At 48.2% G+C, this 25,234-nt stretch carries 21 protein-coding genes and 1 other RNA gene; 4 read left to right on the top strand and 18 right to left on the bottom strand.

The genetic code is table 11. The annotated features are described in order from the left end of the window. Positions 1-16: 16 nt before the first annotated feature. On the bottom strand, positions 17-1,312 hold the full coding sequence (locus HZ996_06405; protein QTN38794.1) for a hypothetical protein: 1,296 nt from the start codon (positions 1,310-1,312) through the stop codon (positions 17-19). A gap of 102 nt (positions 1,313-1,414) precedes the next feature. Here HZ996_06405 and HZ996_06410 point away from each other — a divergent pair, with 102 nt between their 5' ends. Next, the gene (locus tag HZ996_06410) at positions 1,415-2,206 is read left to right on the top strand and encodes a universal stress protein (protein QTN38795.1); all 792 of its coding nucleotides are present in this window, start codon (positions 1,415-1,417) and stop codon (positions 2,204-2,206) included. Positions 2,207-2,227: 21 nt separating this feature from the next. Beyond that, complete coding sequence (locus HZ996_06415) at positions 2,228-2,749, top strand: hypothetical protein (GenBank protein QTN38796.1); 522 nt, start codon at positions 2,228-2,230, stop codon at positions 2,747-2,749. Positions 2,750-2,995: 246 nt separating this feature from the next. On the opposite strand, the gene ssrA is transcribed toward HZ996_06415, so the two are convergent. Beyond that, positions 2,996-3,370: a transfer-messenger RNA gene (gene ssrA / locus HZ996_06420) on the bottom strand. A gap of 96 nt (positions 3,371-3,466) precedes the next feature. Here ssrA and HZ996_06425 point away from each other — a divergent pair. Further along, positions 3,467-4,687 carry an alanine dehydrogenase gene (locus tag HZ996_06425; GenBank protein QTN38797.1) on the top strand — a complete coding sequence of 407 codons (1,221 nt, stop codon included), beginning with the start codon at positions 3,467-3,469 and terminating at the stop codon, positions 4,685-4,687. A gap of 27 nt (positions 4,688-4,714) precedes the next feature. On the opposite strand, the gene HZ996_06430 is transcribed toward HZ996_06425, so the two are convergent. The 9 genes from HZ996_06430 to HZ996_06470 form a co-directional block, all read right to left on the bottom strand. Continuing rightward, the gene (locus tag HZ996_06430) at positions 4,715-5,362 is read right to left on the bottom strand and encodes a ribulose-phosphate 3-epimerase (GenBank protein ID QTN38798.1); all 648 of its coding nucleotides are present in this window, start codon (positions 5,360-5,362) and stop codon (positions 4,715-4,717) included. 95 nt (positions 5,363-5,457) lie between these two features. Further along, positions 5,458-6,321: a sigma-70 family RNA polymerase sigma factor gene (locus tag HZ996_06435; protein QTN38799.1), complete on the bottom strand. Its 864-nt coding sequence runs from the start codon at positions 6,319-6,321 to the stop codon at positions 5,458-5,460. Between the two features lie 85 nt (positions 6,322-6,406). Continuing rightward, a complete protein-coding gene (locus tag HZ996_06440) occupies positions 6,407-8,560 on the bottom strand; it encodes a polyribonucleotide nucleotidyltransferase (protein ID QTN38800.1) in 2,154 nt (717 codons plus the stop codon). Positions 8,561-8,741: 181 nt separating this feature from the next. Then, positions 8,742-9,011: a 30S ribosomal protein S15 gene (rpsO, locus tag HZ996_06445; protein QTN38801.1), complete on the bottom strand. Its 270-nt coding sequence runs from the start codon at positions 9,009-9,011 to the stop codon at positions 8,742-8,744. Positions 9,012-9,107: 96 nt separating this feature from the next. Then, positions 9,108-9,992 (bottom strand): DUF4249 domain-containing protein, encoded by an 885-nt coding sequence (locus HZ996_06450; protein QTN38802.1) that lies wholly within the window; start codon positions 9,990-9,992, stop codon positions 9,108-9,110. A gap of 3 nt (positions 9,993-9,995) precedes the next feature. Next, positions 9,996-12,326 (bottom strand): TonB-dependent receptor, encoded by a 2,331-nt coding sequence (locus HZ996_06455; protein ID QTN38803.1) that lies wholly within the window; start codon positions 12,324-12,326, stop codon positions 9,996-9,998. A 136-nt stretch (positions 12,327-12,462) separates the two neighbouring features. Then, the gene (locus HZ996_06460; GenBank protein QTN38804.1) at positions 12,463-13,305 is read right to left on the bottom strand and encodes an acetyl-CoA carboxylase carboxyltransferase subunit beta; all 843 of its coding nucleotides are present in this window, start codon (positions 13,303-13,305) and stop codon (positions 12,463-12,465) included. Positions 13,306-13,315: 10 nt separating this feature from the next. Then, a complete protein-coding gene (locus HZ996_06465; GenBank protein QTN38805.1) occupies positions 13,316-14,371 on the bottom strand; it encodes a class I fructose-bisphosphate aldolase in 1,056 nt (351 codons plus the stop codon). Between the two features lie 63 nt (positions 14,372-14,434). Further along, positions 14,435-16,597 carry a BamA/TamA family outer membrane protein gene (locus HZ996_06470; GenBank protein QTN38806.1) on the bottom strand — a complete coding sequence of 721 codons (2,163 nt, stop codon included), beginning with the start codon at positions 16,595-16,597 and terminating at the stop codon, positions 14,435-14,437. Between the two features lie 151 nt (positions 16,598-16,748). Between HZ996_06470 and HZ996_06475 the strand changes: the two genes are divergently transcribed. Beyond that, entirely contained in the window at positions 16,749-17,468 is a 720-nt protein-coding gene (locus HZ996_06475) for an RNA methyltransferase (protein QTN38807.1), read from the top strand. On the opposite strand, the gene HZ996_06480 is transcribed toward HZ996_06475, so the two are convergent. The 7 genes from HZ996_06480 to HZ996_06510 are packed head-to-tail and all read right to left on the bottom strand — an operon-like array spanning position 17,465 to position 25,225. Then, entirely contained in the window at positions 17,465-17,926 is a 462-nt protein-coding gene (locus tag HZ996_06480; GenBank protein ID QTN38808.1) for a DUF2846 domain-containing protein, read from the bottom strand. The genes HZ996_06475 and HZ996_06480 overlap by 4 nt on opposite strands. Before the next feature lie 31 nt (positions 17,927-17,957). After that, entirely contained in the window at positions 17,958-18,770 is an 813-nt protein-coding gene (locus HZ996_06485; protein QTN40012.1) for a DMT family transporter, read from the bottom strand. Positions 18,771-18,783: 13 nt separating this feature from the next. Next, entirely contained in the window at positions 18,784-19,656 is an 873-nt protein-coding gene (locus HZ996_06490) for a hypothetical protein (protein QTN38809.1), read from the bottom strand. Continuing rightward, positions 19,656-20,393: a PorT family protein gene (locus tag HZ996_06495; GenBank protein ID QTN38810.1), complete on the bottom strand. Its 738-nt coding sequence runs from the start codon at positions 20,391-20,393 to the stop codon at positions 19,656-19,658. Before HZ996_06495 ends, HZ996_06490 begins: the two co-directional genes overlap by 1 nt. A gap of 27 nt (positions 20,394-20,420) precedes the next feature. Beyond that, the gene (gene ubiE / locus HZ996_06500) at positions 20,421-21,155 is read right to left on the bottom strand and encodes a bifunctional demethylmenaquinone methyltransferase/2-methoxy-6-polyprenyl-1,4-benzoquinol methylase UbiE (GenBank protein ID QTN38811.1); all 735 of its coding nucleotides are present in this window, start codon (positions 21,153-21,155) and stop codon (positions 20,421-20,423) included. A gap of 21 nt (positions 21,156-21,176) precedes the next feature. Continuing rightward, complete coding sequence (locus HZ996_06505) at positions 21,177-23,414, bottom strand: amino acid permease (protein QTN38812.1); 2,238 nt, start codon at positions 23,412-23,414, stop codon at positions 21,177-21,179. Then, positions 23,414-25,225 carry an ATPase gene (locus HZ996_06510; protein ID QTN38813.1) on the bottom strand — a complete coding sequence of 604 codons (1,812 nt, stop codon included), beginning with the start codon at positions 25,223-25,225 and terminating at the stop codon, positions 23,414-23,416. Before HZ996_06510 ends, HZ996_06505 begins: the two co-directional genes overlap by 1 nt. Positions 25,226-25,234 lie beyond the last annotated feature (9 nt).

The following is a 25,234-nucleotide window of genomic DNA, read 5'->3' on the forward strand; positions in this document are numbered from 1 at the left end:
GGGCCAATCCTCTGATTTACCGAGAAATGAGGAGTGCTTTGTTGAAGGAGTCGCCATTTTCGTACTGCACGTACAGATGGTATTGACCTACGGCCAGATGAGAAACATCCAAACGAAAGTCTTCGATCGATACCTGAATTGATCTTCCCTGTTGGTCAAAGACCATGGCACTCCTAATTTGCTCAATCCCCGTCACATAGACATATTCGGATGCCGGATTGGGGAAGAGCTTTACGGATCGCCGGCTCTGATCAGGAACCCCAACGCTGTAACCTCTTTTATAGGTATCGGTGAAGAAGCACTGAGCGAATAGATAGCCGTCGTACATGTACAGTTCATTGATTCCATCCGTTCCAAAAGCATCGCTGTGCATGCCGTTGGATTCCAGGTTCCAACTAGAGCCTCCATCGTTGGAGTAAGCGATTTCAACAGGATTGTTTTGTCCCGAGGACCCAAGTCCCAGGAATATGTCATTACCTGAGGCCCAAATGGAATGAATCACTCGGTTTTGACCGAATACTCCAGGCCCGATAACAGATCCTAAAGAATATTCCACCCAATTTGAGCCGCGGTCCGTGGATTTCCAGAATCCGGGCTCGTTTTGGGAATTGGTTGATGTGGTCATGTAAACCGTATTTCCATCAACAAATATGTCTGTGCAAAAAGCGGGAAAAGGAAGGCCATTATTGGGAGGACTAGACCAATTATAGCCATTGTCAATCGTGTAGAAAATAGATCCTTCTCTTGCTGCCCACATCGTATCGCCCCGTGAGTGCACGGCACTTGCATCCCCAGTAGCGATCAAGAAATTATCCAATCGGTAATTCGTGCTATCAATATGTCTCCAGTAGTTTTGAAGGCCGTTTGAATAGAGGATGACCATGTAATCCCCCACGACAGCACTTCGTGCATGACCAGGCGGAACTGTTGGGTCCAAGAAGTTTGGGGGAGAGCCAACAGTATCTGGTGTCCAGTTTAACCCGCCATCGGTTGAAAAGTACAGAACAGACGCGGCCTCCGTGCTCCAGGTTGACCACGCATATAGTCGGCCACCCCATTCAAATAGCTTTTCTGGAGGCAAATTGAGTCCGGTTTGAGCAACTGGTATCCAATTTATGGCATCTGGTGATTTCACGAGACCGGTCAGAAAAGTGTGGGCGTAGTATTCACCATTGTACTTGGTGAATGCCCCCATAGTTTCGATAGTAGGATTCGAAAGTCCAGCAGTAATGCCTAGTGCTACCCATTGGGCGCGGACATGTCCGCCCGTGAGGGCGAAAATCAGAATAATAGAGAATAGTGAATGCTTCATTTTGGCGAGTTTTTTCAAAAGTAGCAGGCCATTTTGAAGCTCACCATACGGCAAATGCCGTATTTAAAAAAAGGCTAACTTGGTCCAAAACCTAAGCAGCCGATGAGATCCATCACCGCACTAATTGACCACACAGAAGTATCTAATCGGGTCGTGGAATTTGCGACCGAAATTGCCAATCATAGAAATGTTCCCGTACACTTTGTGACGGTTGTACCAAAAGGAGACACGGCTCGTGCACAAGAATGTTGGGATACGCTGAAGGATGTTCAAGCCCAATTGGAAGCTGCAGGTGTTAAGAGCGAAGGTCATTTGGTGGAGGGGCAATTTTTTGATGTCATTGAAGCCGCAATAGACAAGCTTCATACTTCTTTAGTCTTGATCGGCACGCATGGAAAAAAAGGGATCAAACAGGCTCTTTTTGGTTCCAATATTTTGAAGCTCGTCCAAATGCTTAATGTTCCTTCCCTTGTTATTCAAGAACAGTCCACATGGCATGTAGGTGGCTTTCAACAAGTTCTCTTCCCAATCGCATCTCACAGCAACTTTGAGCTAAAAATGCGTCAAACCCGAGACCTTATGAACTCGGATGGGGAAGTGGCGCTCTACACCATTTACAAGACTGATCGTTTGGACGAAGAGACCGCATTGAACGTTAGAAAATGCGAAGACTATTTTGCTGAGGAGGGAATCAAGTATGCTCTTATAGAGGAAGACGCCAAAATTTTCAGCGTCGGTTATTCCAGGCAAACTATTGCTCATGCACGGGATAACGAAACTCATTTAATCAGCATTATGGCTCAAGTGGCCGGTGATACCAAGGTGTTTGGTAACGTCGATAAGGAGAACATTATCCTTAACGATCTCGGCATACCAGTACTCTGTTGTCATTAACCTTGTAACGTACAAAGTACTTTGCTCAGCCTAATTATTTTCTTTTTAGGGACGTATTGGGAGGCTGCTATGGATAAAATTGCCAGTCCTCATCATTATCGTTTATCCACTTGGCATACACTTGCCGCATTCTTTGATCGCAAGGGAATGCACAGATTGGGTGAGTCCTTTTGGAATAATGAAATTGCGTGGAGGAACAAATGGAAGAATGGAGACCCGAGTGAAGGAGAACGATTCTGGGGAAGCAGTCATATTTTTGCTTCGTTCACAGACGGATGGCATGTTGTTAAGCTGCTTTGGATCTTTCACTTTATTGCCGCAATTGTTTTTTATTCTCCGATTTTTCCAAGCATTCTTTTAGACTTTGGACTATACTTCTTTACTCTGGCCGTTGGGCATCACATTTTCTTCCTATACCTTCAGAACAAGAGTTGGAAAAAAGACATCCCTCATTTATTCTCAAATATTTTCAGCAATTCGAAAAGGATCGGTGGACGAATAGGAGAGGAGGTGAATAAAAAGAAACCGCACAAGCAGGCTTGACTCGCGGAAAAAAAACCCGCTGACCTTTCGGTAAACGGTTTGCTCGTGACTTTTGTGGAGGTGGTGAGGATAGCGCTTCATCGCTTCGCTCCTCTGGCGTGGTCTGGGGGGCGCCCCAAAAGGGATCCGTGAACGGCCCGTCGGGCCTACAGCGCCTTTTTCATTTCGAACTCGTACAAGCAAGCTTGACTCGCTTAAAAAGAAAAACCCGCTTACCTTACGGTAAACGGGTTGCTTCATTTTATTCTGTGGAGCTGGCGGGGCTCGAACCCGCGTCCAAACAAGTAACAGACATGCTTTCTACGCGCTTAGTCGCGTTTGATTTTCGAGAATGCGCCGGAAACCCGACGACCAACACATTCCTTAGTTTCTAAATTTTCGATTGACGCCCGAAACGGTTGCGTCTCTCTATCATCGTTTGTTATGATGATCCGGTGGGGTCCGCGTACGATGAAAACGTAAGCCCCTGGATCAAAGGCATCTAATACCTGGTATTAGGCTGCCAAAGCGTAATTAGTCTCGCCAATTACAAAAATTGAGTCTTGAGATTTACGAGCCAAAAACACAATGCTCGGCGTGCTTACATGACCACTATCTCGCTGTCAAAACCAAATCAGCCCCAACAAGTCAAAGACCGTAAAAGTCAGAGGGCAAAGGTACGGCATATTAGGAAGACGCTCAAGTTGTCAATATCTTAGCGGACTATTCTGAAGAGCTATGGAGAAAGTCAAGATTGGCATTATTCGAGAAGGAAAAAATCCTCCTGATAAACGCGTTCCATTTACACCGGCCCAGTGTCGACAGCTAAAAGACCAGTTTCCGGAATTGGACATCACGGTGCAGCCTAGTTCTATTCGCTGCTTTCACGATGAAGAGTACGAAGAACGTGGAATTCGAGTTGATGAGGATTTAAGCGATTGCGAATATTTATTCGGTGTCAAAGAAGTACCCATTGATATGCTCCTTCCGAATAAAACCTACTTCTTCTTTTCGCACACGTTTAAAAAGCAGCCGTACAATCGCGATTTGCTTCGAGCAATTTTAGAAAAGAACATTCGCCTAGTCGACTACGAGGTATTGACCGCGAAAAGTGGAAAGCGCCTGGTTGGTTTCGGTCGATATGCCGGTGTTGTGGGAGCATACAATGCACTGCTCGCCTATGGAAAGAAGACCAACCGATATGAGCTGAAACCAGCTCATGAGTGCGAAGACCGGAAAGACATGGAGTCGGAGCTTTCTAAGATTTCCTTGCCCAAGCATTTCCGAATTGGCTTGACCGGAGGAGGGAGGGTAGCTGGTGGTGCCATGGAAGTGCTTAAAACCGCCGGGATAGAAGCGGTAAGTCCCGATGAGTTTACAGTTGAGAAGTTTGACGATCCGATTTATGCTCAGCTCCTGGTGAAGGACTATGTGCGCCGAAAGGATGGAGCCGATTTTGTGCCTCGTGATTTTTATCGGGCACCCGAGGAATTTGATTCGAACTTCATGGCCTTTGCAGGTCACATGGATGTATACATAGCTTGCCACTATTGGGACAATAGGTCACCATTTATTTTTACTCGCGATGATGCCCGTGATCCTGTTTTCAACATTCGCGTTGTAGCGGATGTCAGCTGTGATATTGACGGACCAGTCGCTTCCACTTTGAGGCCTTCTACTATTGCGGATCCGCTTTATGGGTACGACCCCTATTTGGAGCGCGAGGTGGACTTTGAAGCGAATAATGCTATCGGCGTTATGGCGGTCGACAACTTGCCTTGTGAGCTTCCGAAAGATGCATCGGAGGATTTTGGAAGCGAGCTGATGAAAAATGTGCTTCCAGCGTTGCTTGTTGAAGATCCAGATGATGTGATCGGCCGGGCGAGCCAGACCAATCTGAAAGGTGAGCTCACCGAGGAGTTCAGCTACTTGGAAGATTATGTTTTGGGGCGGGAGTGAAGTATCGGGCCGTAGGCCCAAATTCACTTAAGCGCGCTTGAGGGCTGCAACGGTCGCAACGGGATCGTCAGAACGGAAAACCGTAGACCCGGCAACCAATACATCGGCTCCGGCTTCGATAAGTGCTGGTGCATTTTCAACAGTCACGCCACCGTCAATTTCAATAAGGGTAGAGATGCCTCGGCTATTGATCATCGCCTTAAGTGCGCGAACCTTTTCGTAGGTGCGCTCGATGAACTTCTGACCGCCAAATCCGGGGTTTACACTCATCAAACAGACCAAGTCAATATCTTCAATGGTGTCTTCCAAAAGCGATACTGGTGTGTGCGGGTTTAGGGCGACACCGGCTTGCATACCGGCGTTCTTGATGGCTTGAAGAGTGCGGTGAAGATGGGTGCTGGCTTCGTAGTGAACGGTCAGAATAGATGCTCCCACTTTTTTGAAATCCTCGATGTATCGCTCGGGTTGAACGATCATCAAATGCACGTCAAGCGGTTTTTCAGCGTGGCGATTGATGGCCTCAATGACCGGCATGCCGAAGCTGATATTCGGAACAAAAACGCCGTCCATAACATCAATGTGAAACCAATCGGCCTCGCTTTGATTGACCATTTTTGAATCGCGTTCAAGGTTGGCGAAATCCGCGGCGAGAATAGAAGGGGCGATGATGGGCATGGGCTCAGTTTTTATTCTGCTGCAAAGATAAGCTTATCCCAAAAAGAAAAGCGCCCTCCAATCGGAGGGCGCTTTACAATTGATTTAGCCGGGGATTACCCTAGGTATGTCTTTAGGATCTTAGAACGGCTGGTGTGTTTTAGACGTCGGATGGCCTTTTCTTTGATTTGACGCACGCGCTCACGGGTCAAGTCAAAGGTTTCGCCAATCTCTTCGAGAGTCATGGGGTGCTGCCCGCTCAGTCCGAAGTACAAACGGATAACGTCCGCTTCGCGAGGGGTCAAGGTGGCCAAGGAACGCTCGATTTCAGTGCGCAAGGACTCGTTCAACAAGTCTGCGTCTGGATTTGGACTCTCCGCACTTCGCAATACGTCGTACAGGTTGCTGTCCTCTCCATCGACAAGCGGGGCATCCATGGACACGTGACGTCCACTGTTTCGCATGCTCTCCTTAACGTCGTTCTCGCTCATCTCGAGCATATTTCCGATCTCTTCAGCACTTGGCTGACGCTCGTGCTCCTGCTCTAATTGAGCATAGGCCTTGTTGATCTTATTGATCGAGCCAATCTTGTTCAGTGGCAAGCGGACGATACGGCTTTGCTCTGCTAACGCTTGCAAAATAGACTGACGAATCCACCAAACGGCGTATGAGATAAACTTAAAACCACGGGTCTCGTCAAAACGCTGGGCGGCTTTGATGAGTCCTAAGTTTCCTTCGTTGATCAAATCAGGAAGGGTCAAACCTTGGTTTTGGTATTGCTTGGCTACGGAAACCACGAAGCGAAGATTCGCCTTGGTCAATTTCTCAAGAGCTAGTTGATCACCTTGTTTGATTTTGCGGGCGAGTTCTACCTCTTCTTCCGCTGTAATCAAATCCACTTTTCCGATCTCCTGCAGGTATTTGTCTAACGACGCCGTCTCTCTATTCGTTACCTGCTTCGTGATCTTGAGCTGTCTCATATACTTTCCTCTCTTTTATATTAATGAACTACGCCTCCTTATACGAGAAAAGGAGGCGTAGGGTTACAGTATTTCGAAAAAGATTTTATTCTCCTCCTTCAGCGCTTGCTTCAGGCTTGCCCTCATTCTGATCAGGCTTTGGGAACAAGACCTTGCGAGATAGGCGCATTTTGCCGCGATCGTCGATCTCGAGCAATTTCACCTTCACTTGATCACCTTCTTTCAACACATCTTCAACGTTGTTGATGCGTTTCCAGTCGATCTCAGAGATGTGCAAAAGACCGTCCGTCTTAGGACCGATCTCAACGAAAGCACCATAAGGCTGGATGGCCTTAACAGTTCCGAGGTAGATCTCACCGACAACAGGCTCCCAGCAAATGCCTTTGATGCGCGATACGGCGTCATCGATACCCGCTTGATCCGTACCGAGAATCTCAACGATTCCCTTGTTCTCCACCTCTTCAATGGTGATGGTTGTACCGGTCTCTTCCTGCATTCCTTGGATGATCTTACCGCCTGGTCCGATCACGGCACCGATGTAGTCTTTGTTGATCTCCAATACAATGATCTTCGGTGCATTTGGCTTGAGCTCTGTGCGTGGCTCAGAGATGGTCTCAAGCATCTTGTTCAAGATGTGTGCGCGACCGTCTTTGGCTTGATTCAATGCTTTAACCAAGATTTCGGCATCAAGACCTTTGATCTTAATGTCCATTTGGCAAGCAGTGATTCCTTCAGTGGTACCGGTTACTTTAAAGTCCATGTCACCGAGGAAATCTTCATCACCGAGGATATCACTCAATACAGCGTACTTACCAGTCTCTTGATCCGTGATCAATCCCATTGCGATACCGCTCACGGGACGAGTAATATTGATACCCGCATCCATCAAGGCCATAGTACCGGCACATACCGTCGCCATAGAACTTGATCCGTTTGATTCTAAGATCTCAGATACCAAACGAACCGTATATGGGTTCTCGGCTGGGATCATAGGTTCCAAGGCTCGCTGTGCCAAGTTTCCGTGTCCTACTTCACGACGAGAAGTACCGCGAATTGGGCGAGCTTCTCCCGTGCTGAATGGAGGGAAGTTGTAGTGCAAGTAAAAACGCTCTGATCCTTGGAAGGTCACGTTGTCGATGCGGTTTTCATCGAGCTTCGTTCCCAAGGTAGCCGTGGTCAAAGATTGCGTCTCTCCACGAGTGAAGAGTGCAGATCCGTGTGCTCCTGGCAAATAGTCGATGGAAGTCCAGATCGGACGAATATCGGTTGTTGCACGACCGTCCAAACGAATACCTTCGTTCAACACCATGTCGCGTACCGCTTTCTTCTCTGTTTCTTTCCAGTACTTTCCGATCAAAGCACCTTTTTCCTCGAGTTCTTCCTCAGTGAACTGAGCCTTCATCTCTTCTTTGATCTCGCTGAATCCGGCTGAACGATCGTGCTTAGGAAGTGCTTGCTTAGCAACGGCGTAAACTTTGTCGTAGCAGAAAGCTGCGATCTTCGCACGCAATTCTTCGTCTTGTGCTTCTGGTTCGTACTCGCGCTTTTCGGTTTTACCCACTTTAGCGCTGAGTTCTTCCATAGCAACGCACATGTTGGCGATGGTTTTGTGGGCAAACATGATGGCGTCGGACATTTCTTCTTCCGAAACTTCTTTCATTTCACCTTCGACCATAACGATACTCTCTTTGGTACCGCCCACCATCAAATCGATGTCTGCTTTCTCCGTATCTTCTTTTGATGGGTTGATGACAAACTCGCCATCGATACGTGCCACGCGAACTTCAGACATTGGTCCTTCCATAGGAATATCCGAAACGGCGATTGCTGCACCAGCCGCTAAACCGGCTAGAGCATCAGGCTGAACATTTTCATCGCTTGACATCAATTGGATCATGACCTGTGTCTCCGCGTGGTAGTCCTTAGGGAAGAGTGGACGCAAGGCGCGGTCCACGAGACGCATGACCAAAATTTCGTGATCTGAAGGACGTCCTTCGCGTTTGAAGAACCCTCCTGGGAACCGCCCAGCGGCGGCAAATTTTTCACGGTAGTCTACCGTAAGAGGTAAAAAGTCTACATCAGACTGCTCGTAGTTTGAGACTGCTGTTGCGAGCAACATAGTGTCGCCCATACGGATCACAACTGATCCGTGTGCTTGTTTGGCAAGAACGCCAGTTTCAATGGTAATTTCCCGTCCGTCGGGAAGTTGAATAGCTTGAATGATTCCTTCTGGTTTCATGTGTGTGTATAAAAGGGTGTATAAAAATGTATGTGTGTATGTACGTGTATACGTGTGTATTCAAGGACGCCGGTATCAGATTTGTTTACCCGGCTCAGAAAAGTGTCGGGAAGATACGGCTATATACGCGAAAAGGCAATTCGTAGAAATTGCCTTTTTAATTCGCGTGAATTCCAGTAGATTACTTACGCAATCCTAGGTCCTTAACAATAGCGCGGTAGCGCTCAATGTCGATCTGCTTCAGGTAGTTCAAAAGCTTACGGCGCTTTCCTACCATGATGATCAAGGAACGTTGTGTATTGTAATCCTTGCGGTTTTGCTTCAAGTGCTCGGTGAGGGCGCTGATTCGCTTGGTAAACACAGCAATTTGTGCTTCCGCGTTTCCTGTATCGCTCTCTGATTTGCCGTATTTGGCGTAAATCTCTTTCTTTTCTTCCGGCGTAATCGTCATAAAACTACTGAGATAGAGTTTCTTTACTATGCTTCTTTTTCAAGCTGCAAATGTACAAACTAAATTTTATATACACGCAGCCGCTTTTTAAATAATTCAGAGATCAACCACCACGGTTCCAGGAAACAGACTTCCCACACATCCAATTCCATTCTCCACATTGTTGTGGACAATGGCTGGTTGAGCAAAAGGATCTCCATCAGTCCACTGCTGCAATAGGCTGCTGTATTTGTAGCGGTAATAATCTTCAGACATGTTTTTTAAGCGAACATGAATACCCGTGAAAGACTGTGAGGTCCAATAATCCGCGTAGAATTTAATCCTGAAGGTATAGGTGCCATCGGCGAAATGCTCGTCTGTAAAGTAGGCCTCGCCATCGAAATACTTGTTCGGATCCGTAGGGTCGTAATAGGTATATGGAGTGCTCAGGAAAGGATCCGTTGAGCTGAAGTACATCGGCTGAAGACTCGCCCCGCCAGATTCGTATTCCCACAAGAAATCCGCCAAGTAGAAATTCGCTCCACTTTGGTCTTCAACTTCCACTTCAAGGGTCCATTCGAAGTTGGTGGTATCGATAAGGCGTGCTGTGAATGTAGGTGGCGTCGCTGGCACACGCGTAAATGCCTGTACGCCTTCGAATTCGCTGTGCGCCACTTGGAAACGATACTCCGCACCAGCTTCCACGGTTTCAAAGAGGAAGTACTGACCGTTATTGTTGATTTGGTCTTCTTGCATTTCTCCCAGAAGTTCTCCGTCTTTATAGACCCGGACAATAGCGTTTTGCACGGGAGGGTAGTCTTCGTTCCACGAGTTGATCAGGATGTTCTGACTTTGCGTCAGCTCCACTTGAATGATCTCCCCGGGATATAAAAAGCTGTACATCACAATTCGCGTACGCGATTCCTCTGGGTCGAAAGGAACTTCCTTCTCGCATCCGGCCGTAAAGGCCGCCAAACAGATAATAAAGAGCAATTTTTTCATGGCTTAGAATTTCAGGTTATAACTGACGTAAGGCATGAGCGGGAACAAGCTGATTTGATACAGCTCGTTGGTCTCGTCGTTGTCGCGGTCTTGGAAATAGAGGTAGAAGGGGTTCTGGCGATTGTACAAATTGTACACACCAAAACTCCAAGTCCTCAAAGCTCCATTCTCGTAGTATTTTCGGGTATTGTAACTCACATCCAAACGGTGATAAGCCGGCATGCGGTATCCGTTTCGTTCGTCGTAGAAATTGAGGTTCCCCCAGTAGCCGAAAGGATTGTTGTCAAAAGGCTGATTCGGTGTTTGGAACGTAGCGATGGGTAAGCTGACCGCATTACCTGTTCCGTACACCCAGACCAATCCGATGTCCTTCATCTCATTGAACTCATAGGTACCAGCAAAGCTGATATCGTGACGCCGGTCGAATCGGTAGGGGAAAGGATCACCTCCATTCAAGTTGTCAAACTGCCGCCAGCTCCAGCTCAAGGTATAGCCGAGCCATCCCGTGAACTTTCCGAACTTCTTTTGAATGAACAGCTCCACTCCATAGGCCCAGCCGTCACCCACTTCAATCTGTTCTTCCCAATCTGCGCCACTGGCAAAGCTGGCCCCGTCCTTATACTCGATCACATTGCGCATGTCTTTGACATAGCCTTCCAAGGACACCTCGAATTCGTTGTTGAAGGTGTAGGCCAATCCAACGGCGGCCTGCTGGCTGTATTGAGGTTTGACCCTACGGGTCGATGGTAACCAGAGGTCCGTTGGCAATCCGATTCCAGAATTCGACAGTAAGTGAATGAACTGGGCCATTTGAACATAGCTGGCTTTTAGGGCCAACTCATCCGTGATCAAGTACCTCAGCGCTACTCTTGGTTGCAGACTGGTGTAGTGCTGTCCTTGCGTCAAGAACCCGGAATAGTGAAGACCAATATTGACCTTCAATCGCTGCGTAATGTCCCAGTCGTCTTCGCCGTACAAGAAGTATTCACTGGCGTAGATTTTGTTCCCTCCCGCTTCAAGTTCAATGTTTTCGCCATTCTCATTGGCTTCGTACAGATTGACTCCTGGGTTAAAGGTGTGGTACATGTAGTTCCCACCAAACCGGAAGTAATGATTGGGGTTGGGGATGTAGTCTAAGTCGTACTTGATGGCCCAATCCCGGATTCCGGAGGAGTATTCATACTCGTACTCGTATCGCTCGTTGTCCTCGGTCCAAATTTCCTGAAAGCCGACGGCCATTTCATAGTTGGAGTAGGTGAGGGTGGTGTTGGAAAAGAGCTTATCGGTTACCTGCCAATTCCATCGCAAGGCCGAGGTTAGGTTTCCCCATTCCAGTCCAGCGCGGAAGAGCTCCCCGTCTCCATAGGACTCCCGATTGTACGCTTTGTCTTTACCGAAATAGGTACTGGCGTAAAGCCGATGCTCGCGATTGAACTTGTGGTTGACCTTGGCATTGACATCGTGGAAAAAGTATCCAGCAGAGGTGTTCTCAACCGCGATGATCACTGGCTGTACAAGAGCGTCGATGTAGGTTCTTCGTGCCGAGATCATGTAGGAAGTCGTGTCTTTCTTGATGGGGCCTTGGACGGCAATCTTCGCAGCGATGAGTCCAAGGCTCAGATCACCTTGGAATTCGCGCATATTCCCTTCCTTCATATGCACGTCAATAACCGATGATAAGCGACCACCATAGCGTGCTGGAAATCCACCTTTCATGATGCTCACACTGCTGATCGCATCGGGATTGAATACACTGAAAAACCCGAAGAGGTGATTGGCATTGTAGACCGGTACGCCGTCCAATAGAATTAAGTTTTGATCTGGACTACCGCCTCGGACAAACAGCCCGCTGGTTCCTTCATTTCCACTTTGAATTCCGGGAAGAAGTTGGGCGGTTTTCAGGATGTCTCGTTCACCCATAAATACAGGGAGCTTTTCCACTGCCTCCATAGGGAGATCGATGGTGCTCATCTGCGTCGTTTCTTGAATTTGAGTAGTCACTTTTTCGACCAGTTCAACTTCGAGGAGCTCCATGCCCTTGAGCGAGACGTCTAATTGAAGTTCTTCGGTGAGTTCAACCTCTCTGGTGAAAGGCTCGTACCCAACAAAGGAGAAGACAATCGAATAGGTGCCTTCGGGTAAGGTTAAACTGTAGAATCCGTAGGTGTTGGTTGTGGTGCCCTTTCGGAGATTGGGTTCGAAAACGCTGGCCCCTATCATGGATTCACCAGAATATTCATCCGAAACAACGCCGCTAATGGTAAAGCTCTGCTGCGCCGACAAAGGAGCTGCTGCAAGTACCCAGAACAAAAGAAGGAGGAGTCTTCGATTCATAGGAGGTAGGTTCATTGTGATCTAAACGCTGATGTATGGTATTTCTTGTAATACGCTGCCCGAAGGTAGATGGTTAGATAAAAAAAACCGGTCCTCCATTCGGAACACCGGTTAAGTTTCAAGAACTGTGCCTTTTTTAGTTCGCGAGTAATCTCAAGAACTGTGAAATTTTGGCTTTCAATTCTTTCCGATTGGCAATAAAGTCCAGAAATCCGTGCTCCAGAACAAATTCGGACGTCTGAAATCCTTCGGGAAGGTCCTTGCCAATGGTCTCGCGTACCACGCGCGGACCGGCAAAGCCGATCAGTGCTCCTGGTTCGGCAATATTGATATCTCCTAGCATTGCATAGGATGCCGTCACTCCACCCGTTGTAGGGTCCGTTAATAAGCTGATGTAAGGAATACCAGCCTCATCCAACTCAGCGAGTTTCGCAGAGGTTTTCGCCAACTGCATTAAAGAGAAGGCAGCCTCCATCATACGCGCTCCACCAGACTTGCTGATCATCATAAACGGAATGCCTGTTTTAAGGCTGTGATCAATTCCTCGGGCTATTTTCTCACCTACCACAGAGCCCATGGAGCCTCCGATAAAGCTGAAGTCCATACAACTGATTACGATATCGTGGCCGTCGAGTTTTCCAACTCCTGTGCGCACCGCATCATTCAATTTGGTCTTCGCAATAGTCGCTTTGAGTCGGTCCTTGTATTTTTTGGTATCCTCAAAGTTCAAGGGGTCTGCTGATGTCATCTCGGCATCCAATTCTTCGAATTGGCCATCATCAAAGAGAATTGCAAAGTACTCTCGAGACCCGATGCGCACATGATATCCATCCTCAGGGGAGACGTACAAATTTGCTTTGAGCTCATCGGTATCGATAATTTTTCCGCTAGGAGTTTTGTACCAGAGCCCTTTGGGAGTATCCTTCTTCTCCTGTGTAGGAGTAGTAATCCCTTTTTCTTTACGCTGAAACCAAGTCATAGGCTTTCTTTTATGCGATGGTAATTTCGTCTGCCAAGTATACGTCCTGAACTGTTTGTAGGAGTTTAATACCCTCGTCCATTGGACGTTGGAAGGCCTTCCGACCCAAAATCAATCCTTGTCCACCAGCACGCTTATTGACTACCGCAGTAACTACGGCATCTTGCATATCATTGTCTCCAGAGCCACCGCCTGAGTTAATCAGTCCTTGACGGCCCATGTAGCAATTGATTACTTGGTAGCGAGTCAAATCAATCGGGTGATCGCTACTCAATTCAGAGTATACCTTTGGATGTGTTTTTCCAAAATTAACCGCATTGTATCCACCATTGGTGGTCGGCAATTTTTGTTTGATAATATCCGCCTGAATGGTCACTCCAATATGGTTAGCCTGGCTTTGAAGATCCGTAGCTGTATGGAAATCTCCTTCAGCTGTTTTAAATGCTGAGTTACGCGTATAGCACCACAAAATGGTGGCCATCCCAAGTTCGTGAGCGCGCTCAAATGCCGCGGCCACTTCTTGCAGTTGTCGATCCATTTCAGGAGCTCCGAAATAGATGGTCGCTCCAACCGCTACAGCACCTAGATTCCAAGCGTCTTCAACGCTTCCGTACATGATTTGATCCGTAGTATTGGGATAGCTCAAAAGCTGATTGTGGTTCAGTTTGACCACAAACGGAATTTTATGTGCGTATTTGCGTGCAACGCTTGCCAATACTCCAAAAGTGGAAGCGACTGCGTTACATCCAGCTTCAACGCCGAGCTTGACAATGTTCTCTGGGTCGAAGTAGATTGGATTTGGCGCAAATGAGGCTCCAGCGGAGTGCTCAATACCTTGGTCAACAGGCAAGATGCTGAGGTATCCAGATCCCCCCAAACGGCCTGAACCGTAAAGTGTTTCAAGAGAGCGCATGGTTTGAATCGAACGATTGCCCGGCGCAAAAACGCGATCGACAAAATCACCACCTGGCAAATGCAGGTGCTCTTTAGCCATTGTCTTGGATTCGTGATTGAGCAGGTAATCTGCTTGGTCTGCTAAGATGGAGACGATATTATCGTATGCCATTTTATATCAGGTTTAAGTTTGGTCGGTAAAATTAAGGCTTGCAATATAGTAATTGAGCCTTTCTTAGAAGGGATATCCAATACCGAAATTCCACACAGCCCTACTGAGCCGTATATCGTCCCAAGTCCAATATTGTCCATTTGGACGTGCCGGTTGCCCCACTTTAAATCCGGCATCAAGTCGAAAGACAAAAAACCCAAAATCGTAGCGGAAACCGAAACCCGCGCCAATGGCGAGCTCTTTGTAAAATCGATCTAGTCGAAACTCGGTGTTGTACTGTTCTTCAATAGGATCTAAAGTCCAAATGTTCCCCACATCGGCAAATAAGGCTCCTTTCAAGTCTCCAAGTAGCCCGAAACGATATTCATAAGTAGCCATAATTTTGATGTCTCCGGTATTCACATCTAAGCCAGTAGTGTCAGCACCCGGCCCTAAGGTATAGGCCACCCATCCACGGTTGTCGTTTGCACCCCCACCAAAGAACTGTTTCTCGAAAGGGACAACTTCACTGTTCCCATAGGGAATGGCAAACCCACCATAGAGTCGAAGAACGAGCCTTCGCGAGGCCAATACGGGTTGATATTGTCTGAAATCTAAATCCACTTTGACATATTGAGCAAAGGGGTTTCCAAAAAGCTCATACTGCCCATCGTCATTCGGCGACCAAGAGCTGGCCGCAGCTGCAGCGCTCAGCAAGTTTCCGGCAAATTCGATGTGCCCCCGGAAAAATTGATAGTCGAGACCCGGAGCGGTCAGGCTCTGATTGTTGTATAGGAAGGTGTATCCGATGGTCGGGATAAAGGCGTCCTGAAAGCCGGTTCGAATTCGATTTCCGTCAATGTTGCTGGAGTCGCGGACATTGGTCAGCTTCACAAAGTTGAGGTCGACCAATTCAAAAATGTGTCTTTTGGCAGCGCTCTCGTCGAAGGTGTAGTGCAAGCCGAAATTGAGGATGGACCGGTCAAAATCAACCCGAATCTGATAGTTATAGCTCGCATTGATGTCGGTTTGTGGTTGGTACCTCTTAGGCATCCAGCCCTCCGTATTAAAGGGTAATAGGAAATAGGGAAGGTGTAAGGTAAGTCCAGCTCCGTATTGGATGGTGTTGAATACCCCACTCGCATCTGAACTTACTTGCTGCGCTTCTAGTGCACCATTCACCCGAACTTCGAGAATTTGCCCTCCACCGAAGATGTTTCGATTGCGGTAGAAGACCGAACCTCCGGCCCCAAAGTTTCCAGAGGTGTGCGTTCCTTCGAGCTCGAGACCAAGTGATTGTTTCTTGAATGGTCGAAGGAGAATATAAGCGTCTAACCAATGAGCGGCGCTGTCGCCTTCAATCGGAACAAAGTCCATATTGACTCCGGAAAAAACCTTCAAATTGATGAGGTGTCGGTAGCTGGTCGCGACCTGGGACTGCCGATAACGATCACCTGGTTCAATCAGGATGGCATCCGTAGCCAATCGCGGTCTAAACTCGAGTTCATCGCGATAATTGAATTCGTAGCCGAGATAGGTTGTGTCTTCCTCTCCCCAGGCCACGCCAGGCTTGTATCGATAGACAATATGAATATCCCTTAGGTTGTATCGCGTATGCTTGATGTATTGAATGGAATCTCCATCCTGTACGGGTTTGTTTTCAATCCCCATGGTAATGTCCACGACCCGTCCAGGCAATCCGCTGTCGATTTCGAAGTAGATAAACTCTTTGGAGAAGTCGTAAAAACCACGCTCGCGGAACAGCTCCGTCAATCGAGTACGCTCTTGGTCCAGAATCTTGGCGTTGTATTGATCGCCTGGCTGAAATTTCAATTCAGCCATCTGTTTCACTACAATTTCCTCCAACTCCGGAGCATCCATTTGGTACTCGATCTTGCGAATAAAGTAGGGCTCGTGTTTTTGAACGGAATAGTAAACCTTGGCGCGTTGCCGGTCACTACATTCCACTCGGTACGATGCTTCCGCGTCGAAATAACCCTGGTTGAAATAGTACCGACTGAGTTGTTCAGCACTCTTGCGCAAATTCGTGGAATCAATGACTGCGGGAGCTTCCCCCAATCCAGAAAGCCAATGTCCAAATCCCTTTTCCGCCTCTGGATCACCAGAGTTGTAGAGATAGAGGTAAAAGGGCACGCCCAGTATCCGACGATTGGGCCTAATTCGAAGATAAGAGTACTCCTTTCCACCTCGAAGGTGAGTGCTGTCCACCTCAACTTCATTCTTCATCAGTAGGTGCCCTTCTGCCGGAACATATCGCGTTGCCTTGCACGAAGAGAGCATCGCGCCGGCTGCAAGGGCTAAAAATGTAAGACGAAATAGGTTCTTCAAGGGCACAGCTTCTATTTGCTAACTTCGCAAAATTACCATTCTTCATCGCATGCTCACTCGGGCCCAAAAGAAATACATCCGTTCCCTTCAGCAAAAGAAATTCCGAAATCAATTCGGACGCTTTGTCGCGGAGGGGCCCAAAGTAGTCGAAGAACTGCGCGAATCAGCTCTTCAGATTGAGGACGTCTTTGGCCTTGAAGAATATAGCGGGAAAGGACATACCCTAGTCTCAGGTAAAGACTTGGAGATGATCAGCGGACTCAAAACGCCAAACGAAGTACTCGCCGTAGCCCATATTCCCGAGGCCCCTGAAGTGCGTTGGGAAGCCCCCTTGATTCTAGCCCTTGACGGTGTTCGGGACCCCGGAAACCTGGGTACCATCTTGCGCTTGGGAGAGTGGTTTGGCCTTCGGCAAATCATCTTGAGCACGGACTGCGCTGAACCGTGGAATCCAAAGGTGGTCCAAAGCGCTATGGGCAGTTTGTTCCGACTCGGCGTCGTGCAAACTGAACTCGGAGACCTACTCGGGGAAGGCCGCAGCCGCGGATTCCAAGTACTCGGAGCGGACATGCATGGCACCTCTATTCACGCGCTTGAAAAACCGGAAAAGATGATCTTGGTGATGGGTTCGGAAAGTTGGGGCCTACGGCCCGATGTCAAAGCACAGCTTTCCCAAACCATTACCATTCCTAAAAACGGCCATGCACCTATCGACAGCCTAAACGTCGCTACAGCCACCGGAATCTTGCTTTCACACTTGAGTGTTTAAGGCGTGTAATTACTCAAAAGGAGTTTGCCTTTCTTGATGACAGGTTGAGCTTCTTTCGCTGTAGTTTCTTTCATTGATATGCGCGTATCTCTAGAGGCTACACCAATGTGCTCTTGTTCCTTGATGTAATAAACTTCGCCCGCTTTGGCATCTACTTGAACCATCTGAGTACTGGCCGAATTTTGCGCTGAGAAGGTGTAAACTCCTGGAGGTAATTCCCAGCGGAAAAAAGTCCCGGGACCAGTTCCCCCCGCATCCAAGCCATTGACTTTAATCGGCGTCATGACACCACCAGCGACAAATTTCCCAGGACGGTATAGGTAGACAACGGCTTTTCCATCAACAGGTGAAAAATCGCGCGCCGCAACAGTGGCCTCTTCGCCGGCCTTACTTGTATGAGTGCAACTCGAAGCGAAAGCCATACTGCCTATCGCCAACAATAGGATGAGTCTTTTCATGGAATTGAGTTTAGTTGAGCACAAGATAATGCTAAACTTTCTTTTTCGTCAAGACATTCATCAAGACCCCGGAAAGGATCAAAACGATCCCGAGAATCGATCCCCAGGTATAGGTTTCATCGAAAATGAAGAAGCCGTAGAGCAAGGCGTAGACCGCCCCAAGGTATTTGAGCGAAGTGACTTGGTTGGCGGCATCGGCCTGTAGGGCCTTGGTCATATTCACCTGACCGATTTGGGTAAAAACACCCATGCCCAGTAAAATGAGCCAATCCCATCCGGATGGCGTCACCCAGTTAAAAAGGCTGACCACTGCCATAATTGGGGTAGCGATCAAGGGAAAGTAAAAGACCACGACCACGGGGTGGTCCGTCGCACGCACTTTGCGAATGGCATTGTAGGCCAAGCCAGCGAAGAAAGCGCTCGCCAATCCAAGACCGAGGTAAAGGACGTCGATCCGTGGGTCAAAGCCTTTCAGGACCACGACTCCGGCAATGGCGAGTCCAAAGAACAACCACTGCATCTTGGACATGGGTTCCTTGAGAATAAAGATGGCGAAGATGGCCGTGAAGAGGGGAGAAAGGTATTGAAGGGTGACCGCCGAAGCCAAGGGCATATTCTGGAGCGTGTAGAAAAACATACTCAAGGCCGTAATGCCAAATAGTCCGCGAAGAACAAGCCACTTCTTGTTGTTTCCCCAAGGCGAGACTCCGATGCGACGGAGGTATACCAAGCTGAGTGTTAAAGAAATAATACTGCGAAAAAGGACCAATTCCGTAGCGGGAAGGTGTGGTAAAAACTTTACGCAAAGCTGCATCAGCGAAAAGGCAAAGGTGCTGATGAGCATGAAGCGAATTCCTTTAGAAGTCATAATAGACGAGTCGTAGGAAAGCGGCGGAATTCATATTGCGTTCTGCATAATCGCCAACCCGTACTTGGGTATTGTAGAAATTCCATCCAATATCTGCCGAAAAGCTAGCATTCAAACGCAGCTTCAAACCTGGGGCAAACATCCACCCCACGCCCATTCCTCCTTGGGGTTCGTTCACATTTCCGTTAAACCCCTGATTCAGGATAGAATAAGTTCGGTTCCCGAATTTGACCTTGTTGGTTTTTACTTCCGTGTAGAGGAAGTCCACTCCAGCACTGATGAAGGGCTGAAAAGCCGAAGAGTTCTTCAAAACATAGGTGAGCCCCAAATCCACGTGAACCCGACTTTCTTCTCCCCAAATTTCTTCAAGCTCGATCCGCTGCTCCATGACCGGTCCGGTTAAATCTTCGACTTGTACGGCGACGAAGCCTCCAGAAACGAGTTGGGCTGTGTTGAAATCCAAGAACGCGCCGAGGTCTTCATTCCAGAAATACTGAAAATTGACTCCAAACAACATCGGCGTGTCATAGCGCATGTCCAGCGGAAGGCTGTTTCCGTCCAGGTACCAGTCGTTTCCGTTGTACTGATCCCGAATTTCCGCGTAAGTATTGGGGTTGTTGTACAGGCGAAGGATGGAGTTGGGGCCATTGGGATTTCCATTGTAGTAATTCGCCGTCACATCATTGGCAAAGTAGACACCAATATTGATGGCGTAGCTCATCCCCGTATGGGACAGCGGAATCTCCTCTTGCTGCGGATCACGTCCCTGCGCTGCATCTTCTTCCTCCGTGTTCCAATCGATTTGGGCCTGTGCCTGCGGCACGATGAGGAACAACGCCAAAAGAAGAACCCACTGCTTCATTATTCGAATTGAAAACTAATCAGAACACATCGGGTGGTCAAGTCAACCACACCTTCGGTGAAGATCGTGTCATCGGGAACGACCATATTGCGCATACCGGTCGAAGCCTTGATCTGTGGACTGAATTTAAAGAAATCGAAGTAGATATCGATACCAAAACCAAACTCGTAGGCGAAGTCAAAGCGCTTGATTCGGAACAACCGAGGGTCCTCCACAAGTTCTTGACTGGCCATGTCAATCATGTACTTGGCACCACCCATGAGAAAGGGTCGCGCATTTCCAACGCGCTTTCCGCGAAGTTTGAGGTAGAGCGGGAATTCAATAAACGTAGACTCCACTTGTCTTTTCGCGACGAAGAAGTCACCCAACTGGTCGTTGTACACATCAAAGACCATATCCCGTTGCGTATAGCTGATTCCCGGGGTAAAGCGCAGATTCAGAAAGCTCGTCAAACGCAAGTCTGAAATCAACAATAGCGTAAACCCAGGAGTGGCAATGCAATCCACGCTGTAGAGCGTGTTCTGATTGTCCTGAATGTTCTGAAGGGTTTCGGATGGGGTGACGTGAAAGTCGTAGTAGTTGATGCCCAGTTCGAAGCCGAAGTGAATGGTCTTAAAATCGTACTTCGGAGAGCGCGACTGACGAGTCTCGTAGTTGTAGCGCTTCTGCGCACTGGCCCATCCTGCCGTGAGGCAGAAAACCAATATGAGAACGATATGTCGGCGATGTTGCATCATGAGGGGTGAACGACCCGTTTTTCGCATTTATTTTGTTCCCGTGTAAATACTGGCAATCCCGAAGGTCTGCGGTGCTATCGTCGTTTCGCGGTATCCAAGTTCTTCCAAAACGTCCGTAAAGGCCGTTCCGTATGGAAAGGCATCCACAGAATCTGGCAAGTAGGTGTAGGCGCGAGGATCCTTACTAACCAATCGACCCACGGTTGGCAAAACGCGCTTGCTGTAAAAACCGAAGAGCTGTTTCATCGGGAACTTCTCGGGCTGACTGAATTCCAAGATGATCACTTTTCCGCCGGGGCGAATGACGCGAAGCATCTCGCTCAAACCCTTCTTGAGGTTCTCGTAATTCCGCACGCCAAAGCTCACGGTCAATACATCGAAGTGATCGTCAGGAAATGGAAGGTCTTCCGAATCTCCAAGGCTCAAGGTGATGAGGTCATCCAAGCCCTGCTTACTCACCTTAACGCGTCCCTGCTCCAACATACCTTCTGAAATATCGACGCCGATAATTTCTTTAGGCTGAGTTACCCGAAGTGCAATGGCTTGATCCGCTGTTCCCGTAGCCAAATCCAGAATGCGCTCTGGCTTTTCAGCTTTGGCCAATTTGACCACGTTCTTTCTCCATCCCTTGTCAATACCAAGAGAGAGGAAGTGATTGAGGAAGTCATATCGCTTGGAGATGTTGTTGAACATTTCAGCGACTTGCTCCTTTTTCGACTTTTCGGAGGAACCGTATGGGGTGACTTGTTCGAGCTTTTCCATTTTCGCGTGCAAAGGTACGAACTATTCAAGGTCTTTCTCCAGCAAACTGTTCACAAACAGAATGTTTCCGAGATCATCGTAGCCGTCAAAGACCTGCGCACCAAGCTTCATTAACTGGCGACTCTGATAGCCAATCATAGTCAAATCGGCTCCAGAGCTGTACTCATTGATGAAAGCTTTGATTGGACGATCATCGCCTTTCTCAATCAAGCGTACGTTCGTCGGTGATACAGGGAGCTTTCCTTCGCGGATATTTTCTTGAAGTCGCTCCGCCGTCTCGTTTCTCTTTCCGGGTTCGTAGAGCGTAAAGATTTCGATTTCTCCACCTTTCCAATCGGGGTGACCCAAGGTGACAAAGGCCAAGAGAATCATCAACGTAGCGTTGTCATAGTCCCTGAACCCGACCCACAGGTGAATCTTTTTGCGACGTCCGAACCCTCTGTAGTTCGTACTAAGAATGGCCACGTCAAACTCGGTGGCTTTCAGCATTCCGTAGTTGTTGACGATCTGGCCGACTTGCTCTTCATCGTTCCGTGGATATTCAAAGAGGATGAGGTTGTGTCCCTTTCCGCTAATCCCGTTGAGCTGAATCACTTGAGCTAAGGCGCTTGTGTAACTAGGACTAACAATCGTGTCCATGACCACACGGCTTTGATTGCCTTCGGCCAAGTTCAAAAGGCGCCGCATGACTTCTTGGGTTTCGAGATGAGTCTCACCGCTCAAGTATCCTTTTACATAGTGGATGTAGGTACCGAAACCGTACTTCAGTGACCACCAGCGCAACAGATCAAAGGCATCCCGGCGCTCAAAAGTATGGTCCGAAATGGTGACCGCGAAGGGGCGCCAGTAGGCATCTGGGTTGTTGTAGTCCTTCTTTTGAACGTAGACTTGAAGCCATCGGCTCAATTGGAAAATGACTCCTCTAAAGAGTTTCACTAGACCACCTCTGGAGCTGTTGTACTTACTGATGTAGAGGTAAATCACACCCATGAGCGCCAGAGATAAGAAAGCGTACGGAGCGTTCATTTTGAACATCAACCAAAGGCTCATCACGGCTCCAATCAGGCTAAGGCTCCAGTGGCTTCTAAAAGTTGGTCGATAGCTCGGATCCGCAGAAAAATGCTCCAAGAAGGATATCGTACAGATGGCTCCGTAGGTCACCATGAAGAACATGGAGATAACCTCCGCCACGAAATTGATGTCCCCTGCACTCACAAAAATGAAGGCGATCAGACAGGTGACGATGCTTCCGTTTATAGGTTCGTTGTCTTCCTTTTTTCCTCGAGCCGTCCAGCGGTTCAAGACGTTTCCGGGGAAGATGCCATCGAGCCCCAGGGCTTGAAGGGTGCGTGGGGCAACCATGACCGAACCTAGAGCAGAGGAAATTGCGGCACAAGCCAGACCAATGGGGATGATGGGCCCCCAAATGGCAATCTCGGACATGATGAGCTGATTGCTCGCCAGGTCCTCGAGAGGTACGGAAATAATCAGTTTAAAGGCGACCGCGATGTAAATCAGGATTCCGGCAACGGTGGCCCAAAGAGTACCTTGAGGAATCGACTTTTTGGGGTCTTTTAGATCTCCTGATAAGCCAAGTCCCGCGGCAATCCCCGTAAATGCAGGGAAGATGATGGTAAAGACATAAAAGAAGGGTTCTGGATCCTCAACCGTGGCCACGAAGTTGACCTCGCTAAACGGCATGTCCGTTCCACCGGCAAAAAAGAGGACCAAGGAGGAGAAAAGAACGACGACAACCACATAAAGCGCTTTGATTCCGATGTTCGCCCCTTTGGTCAGCATCAATATGCTCAGTAGCCCCATACTGCCGAAGCCAAGTGCCTTTTTGTTGTAGAGCAGCTCTACCCACCAAGTAAGCCCGTACTCGCCCTCCATATAGACGGCCAAGGGTGCCAAGGATTCGACAAAGGCGATCACGTAGAAGGCCACACTGATGGCCTGACTTAAGAACAGCGCTATCCCGATGGCCGCACCAATGTTAAGTCCAAAGCTTCGGCTAATGATGTAATAGGCCCCACCGCCTTCCACTTTGATATTCGTCGCGATCTCCGCCACGGCTAAGGCTGTTGGCAAAGTGACTATATGACCAATAATGATGATGGCAATGGTTCCTAGGAATCCCGTGTTTCCCACTGCGTAACCAAAGCGCAGAAACAAGATAGCTCCTAAGATGGTCGAGATGGCCGTCAAGAAAACGGGCAGTGTCCCTAATTGTCCAGAAGTACGTAAGCTTTGAGGCATTAACCGACGATCATTTGCGCTTTAGGATACTTGTACTCCGTTGAACCCACTCTTGAGCTCAGCGCAAAGGCCAAGGTAAGTGTTCCTACGCGACCTACGAACATAGAAATCATCACAATTATTTTCCCAGCATCACTCAGATCACCGGTGATGCCTGTTGAGAGGCCCACCGTGGCAAAGGCCGATATTTCTTCAAATGCGAGAGCAAAAGTGCTCATCTCTGGCTCAGCAATAGAAAGGGCAAAGATGCAGAGGAAGACGAAGGTGGCAGAAAAAAGGAAGATGGAGTAGGCCTTGTTCAGCGTTTCTGGATGGATGGTGTGCTTGAAGACATCGACATTCTTTTTTCCTCGAATGGTAGCCCAGGAGGCCAGAAAAATGGAGGCAAACGTAGAGGTCTTGATTCCCCCACCCGTTGAACCGCTCGAAGCTCCAATAAACATCAAGAACATAAACATGATCAGCGTAGGAGTGGCTAGAGCACCTATATCCACGGTATTGAAACCCGCCGTTCGGGTGGTGACGCTTTGAAAAATTGAAGTGATGACTCGTTCGCCAAAGTTTAGCGAACTCATGGTATTGTCATCTTCAATCAGGAAGAAGCCCACGGCGCCTACTACGACCAAGGCAATAGACGTGTAAATGGCGATTTTAGTAGCGATGGAGTAGGTTCTCCAAGGCTGTTGAATTCGTTCTCGCATCCGACGAAGGCCCCAGATGTCAGAGATGACCGGAAAGCCCAAGCCACCGAAGAAGATGAGAATGGCAATCACAATATGCAGGAGGTAGCCTCCACGAACCATCTCGTCGAACAGTCCATCCGTCAATAGACTGAATCCCGCATTGTTAAATGCTGAAATGGAGTGAAAAACACTGTAGAAGAACCGATCTCCGAAGTGTTCAAAAGACATTTTAGGACTCCAGAGCATGAAGATGAGAACCGCACCGATGATCTCTGCGATAAAGCTGAACAAGAAGATTTGCCTCAGAAGCCCTCTACTTTCATTCAAGCCATCTGCAGAAATCGAATCTTGAAACATACTTTGATGACGAATCCCAATTCCCTTTCGCGAAAAGAGGGCGATAAAGGTGGCAAAGGAAATGATGTTGAGTCCACCGAGTTGAATGAGGAACATGATGATGATTTGTCCCTTGGTGGTGAAATAGGTGGCGGTGTCAACGACGATAAGTCCAGTGACACAACTGGCACTGATGGCCGTGAACAACGCGTCAATAAAGGGCATGGGTTCACCAGTAGTATTCATTTCCGGTAAGCTCAATAACCCGCATCCCAGGGAGATCAGCACCAAGAAACTGAAGATCAGTAGGGTGGGGGGTGCCAATCTTATGGAATTGAACACCGTGGTGGCTCGAGTCAATTCAATACCCACTAAAAAGAGGATGTAACCCTGAATGAAAAGGACGTAAAAACTGGTCAGGTTTTCGAATCCGATTTGCATGCCCAGCCACCGTACCAAGGGGAATCCGAAGACAAAAAGCGAGATGGAGTTGATCAAGATGAGGAGCATCAAGAGGCCTTCAAACCAGGTCTCGCGAAAATAATCCCGCGGATGAAAGCTGTAGACGAATCCCAGAAAGTACTTGATGAAATAAAAGGCAAAACTGCCGCGAACGGCCATAATCACAAAGGACCTAGACATGTCGGATTGGGGGTATCCAAAGAAATACACCAGCGTGCCAATGGTAAACAGGGAGACGATGAGACTTCCGTAATTCAGGGCGGAGAGTACACGCTCTTTACTGTCGAACAAAAAAATATTGACGCGTTCGCGAAAGGATCTCAATGACATTGATGGCAG

The sequence above is a fragment of the Cryomorphaceae bacterium genome (assembly GCA_017798125.1).
In the GTDB taxonomy this organism is placed as follows: domain Bacteria; phylum Bacteroidota; class Bacteroidia; order Flavobacteriales; family ECT2AJA-044; genus ECT2AJA-044.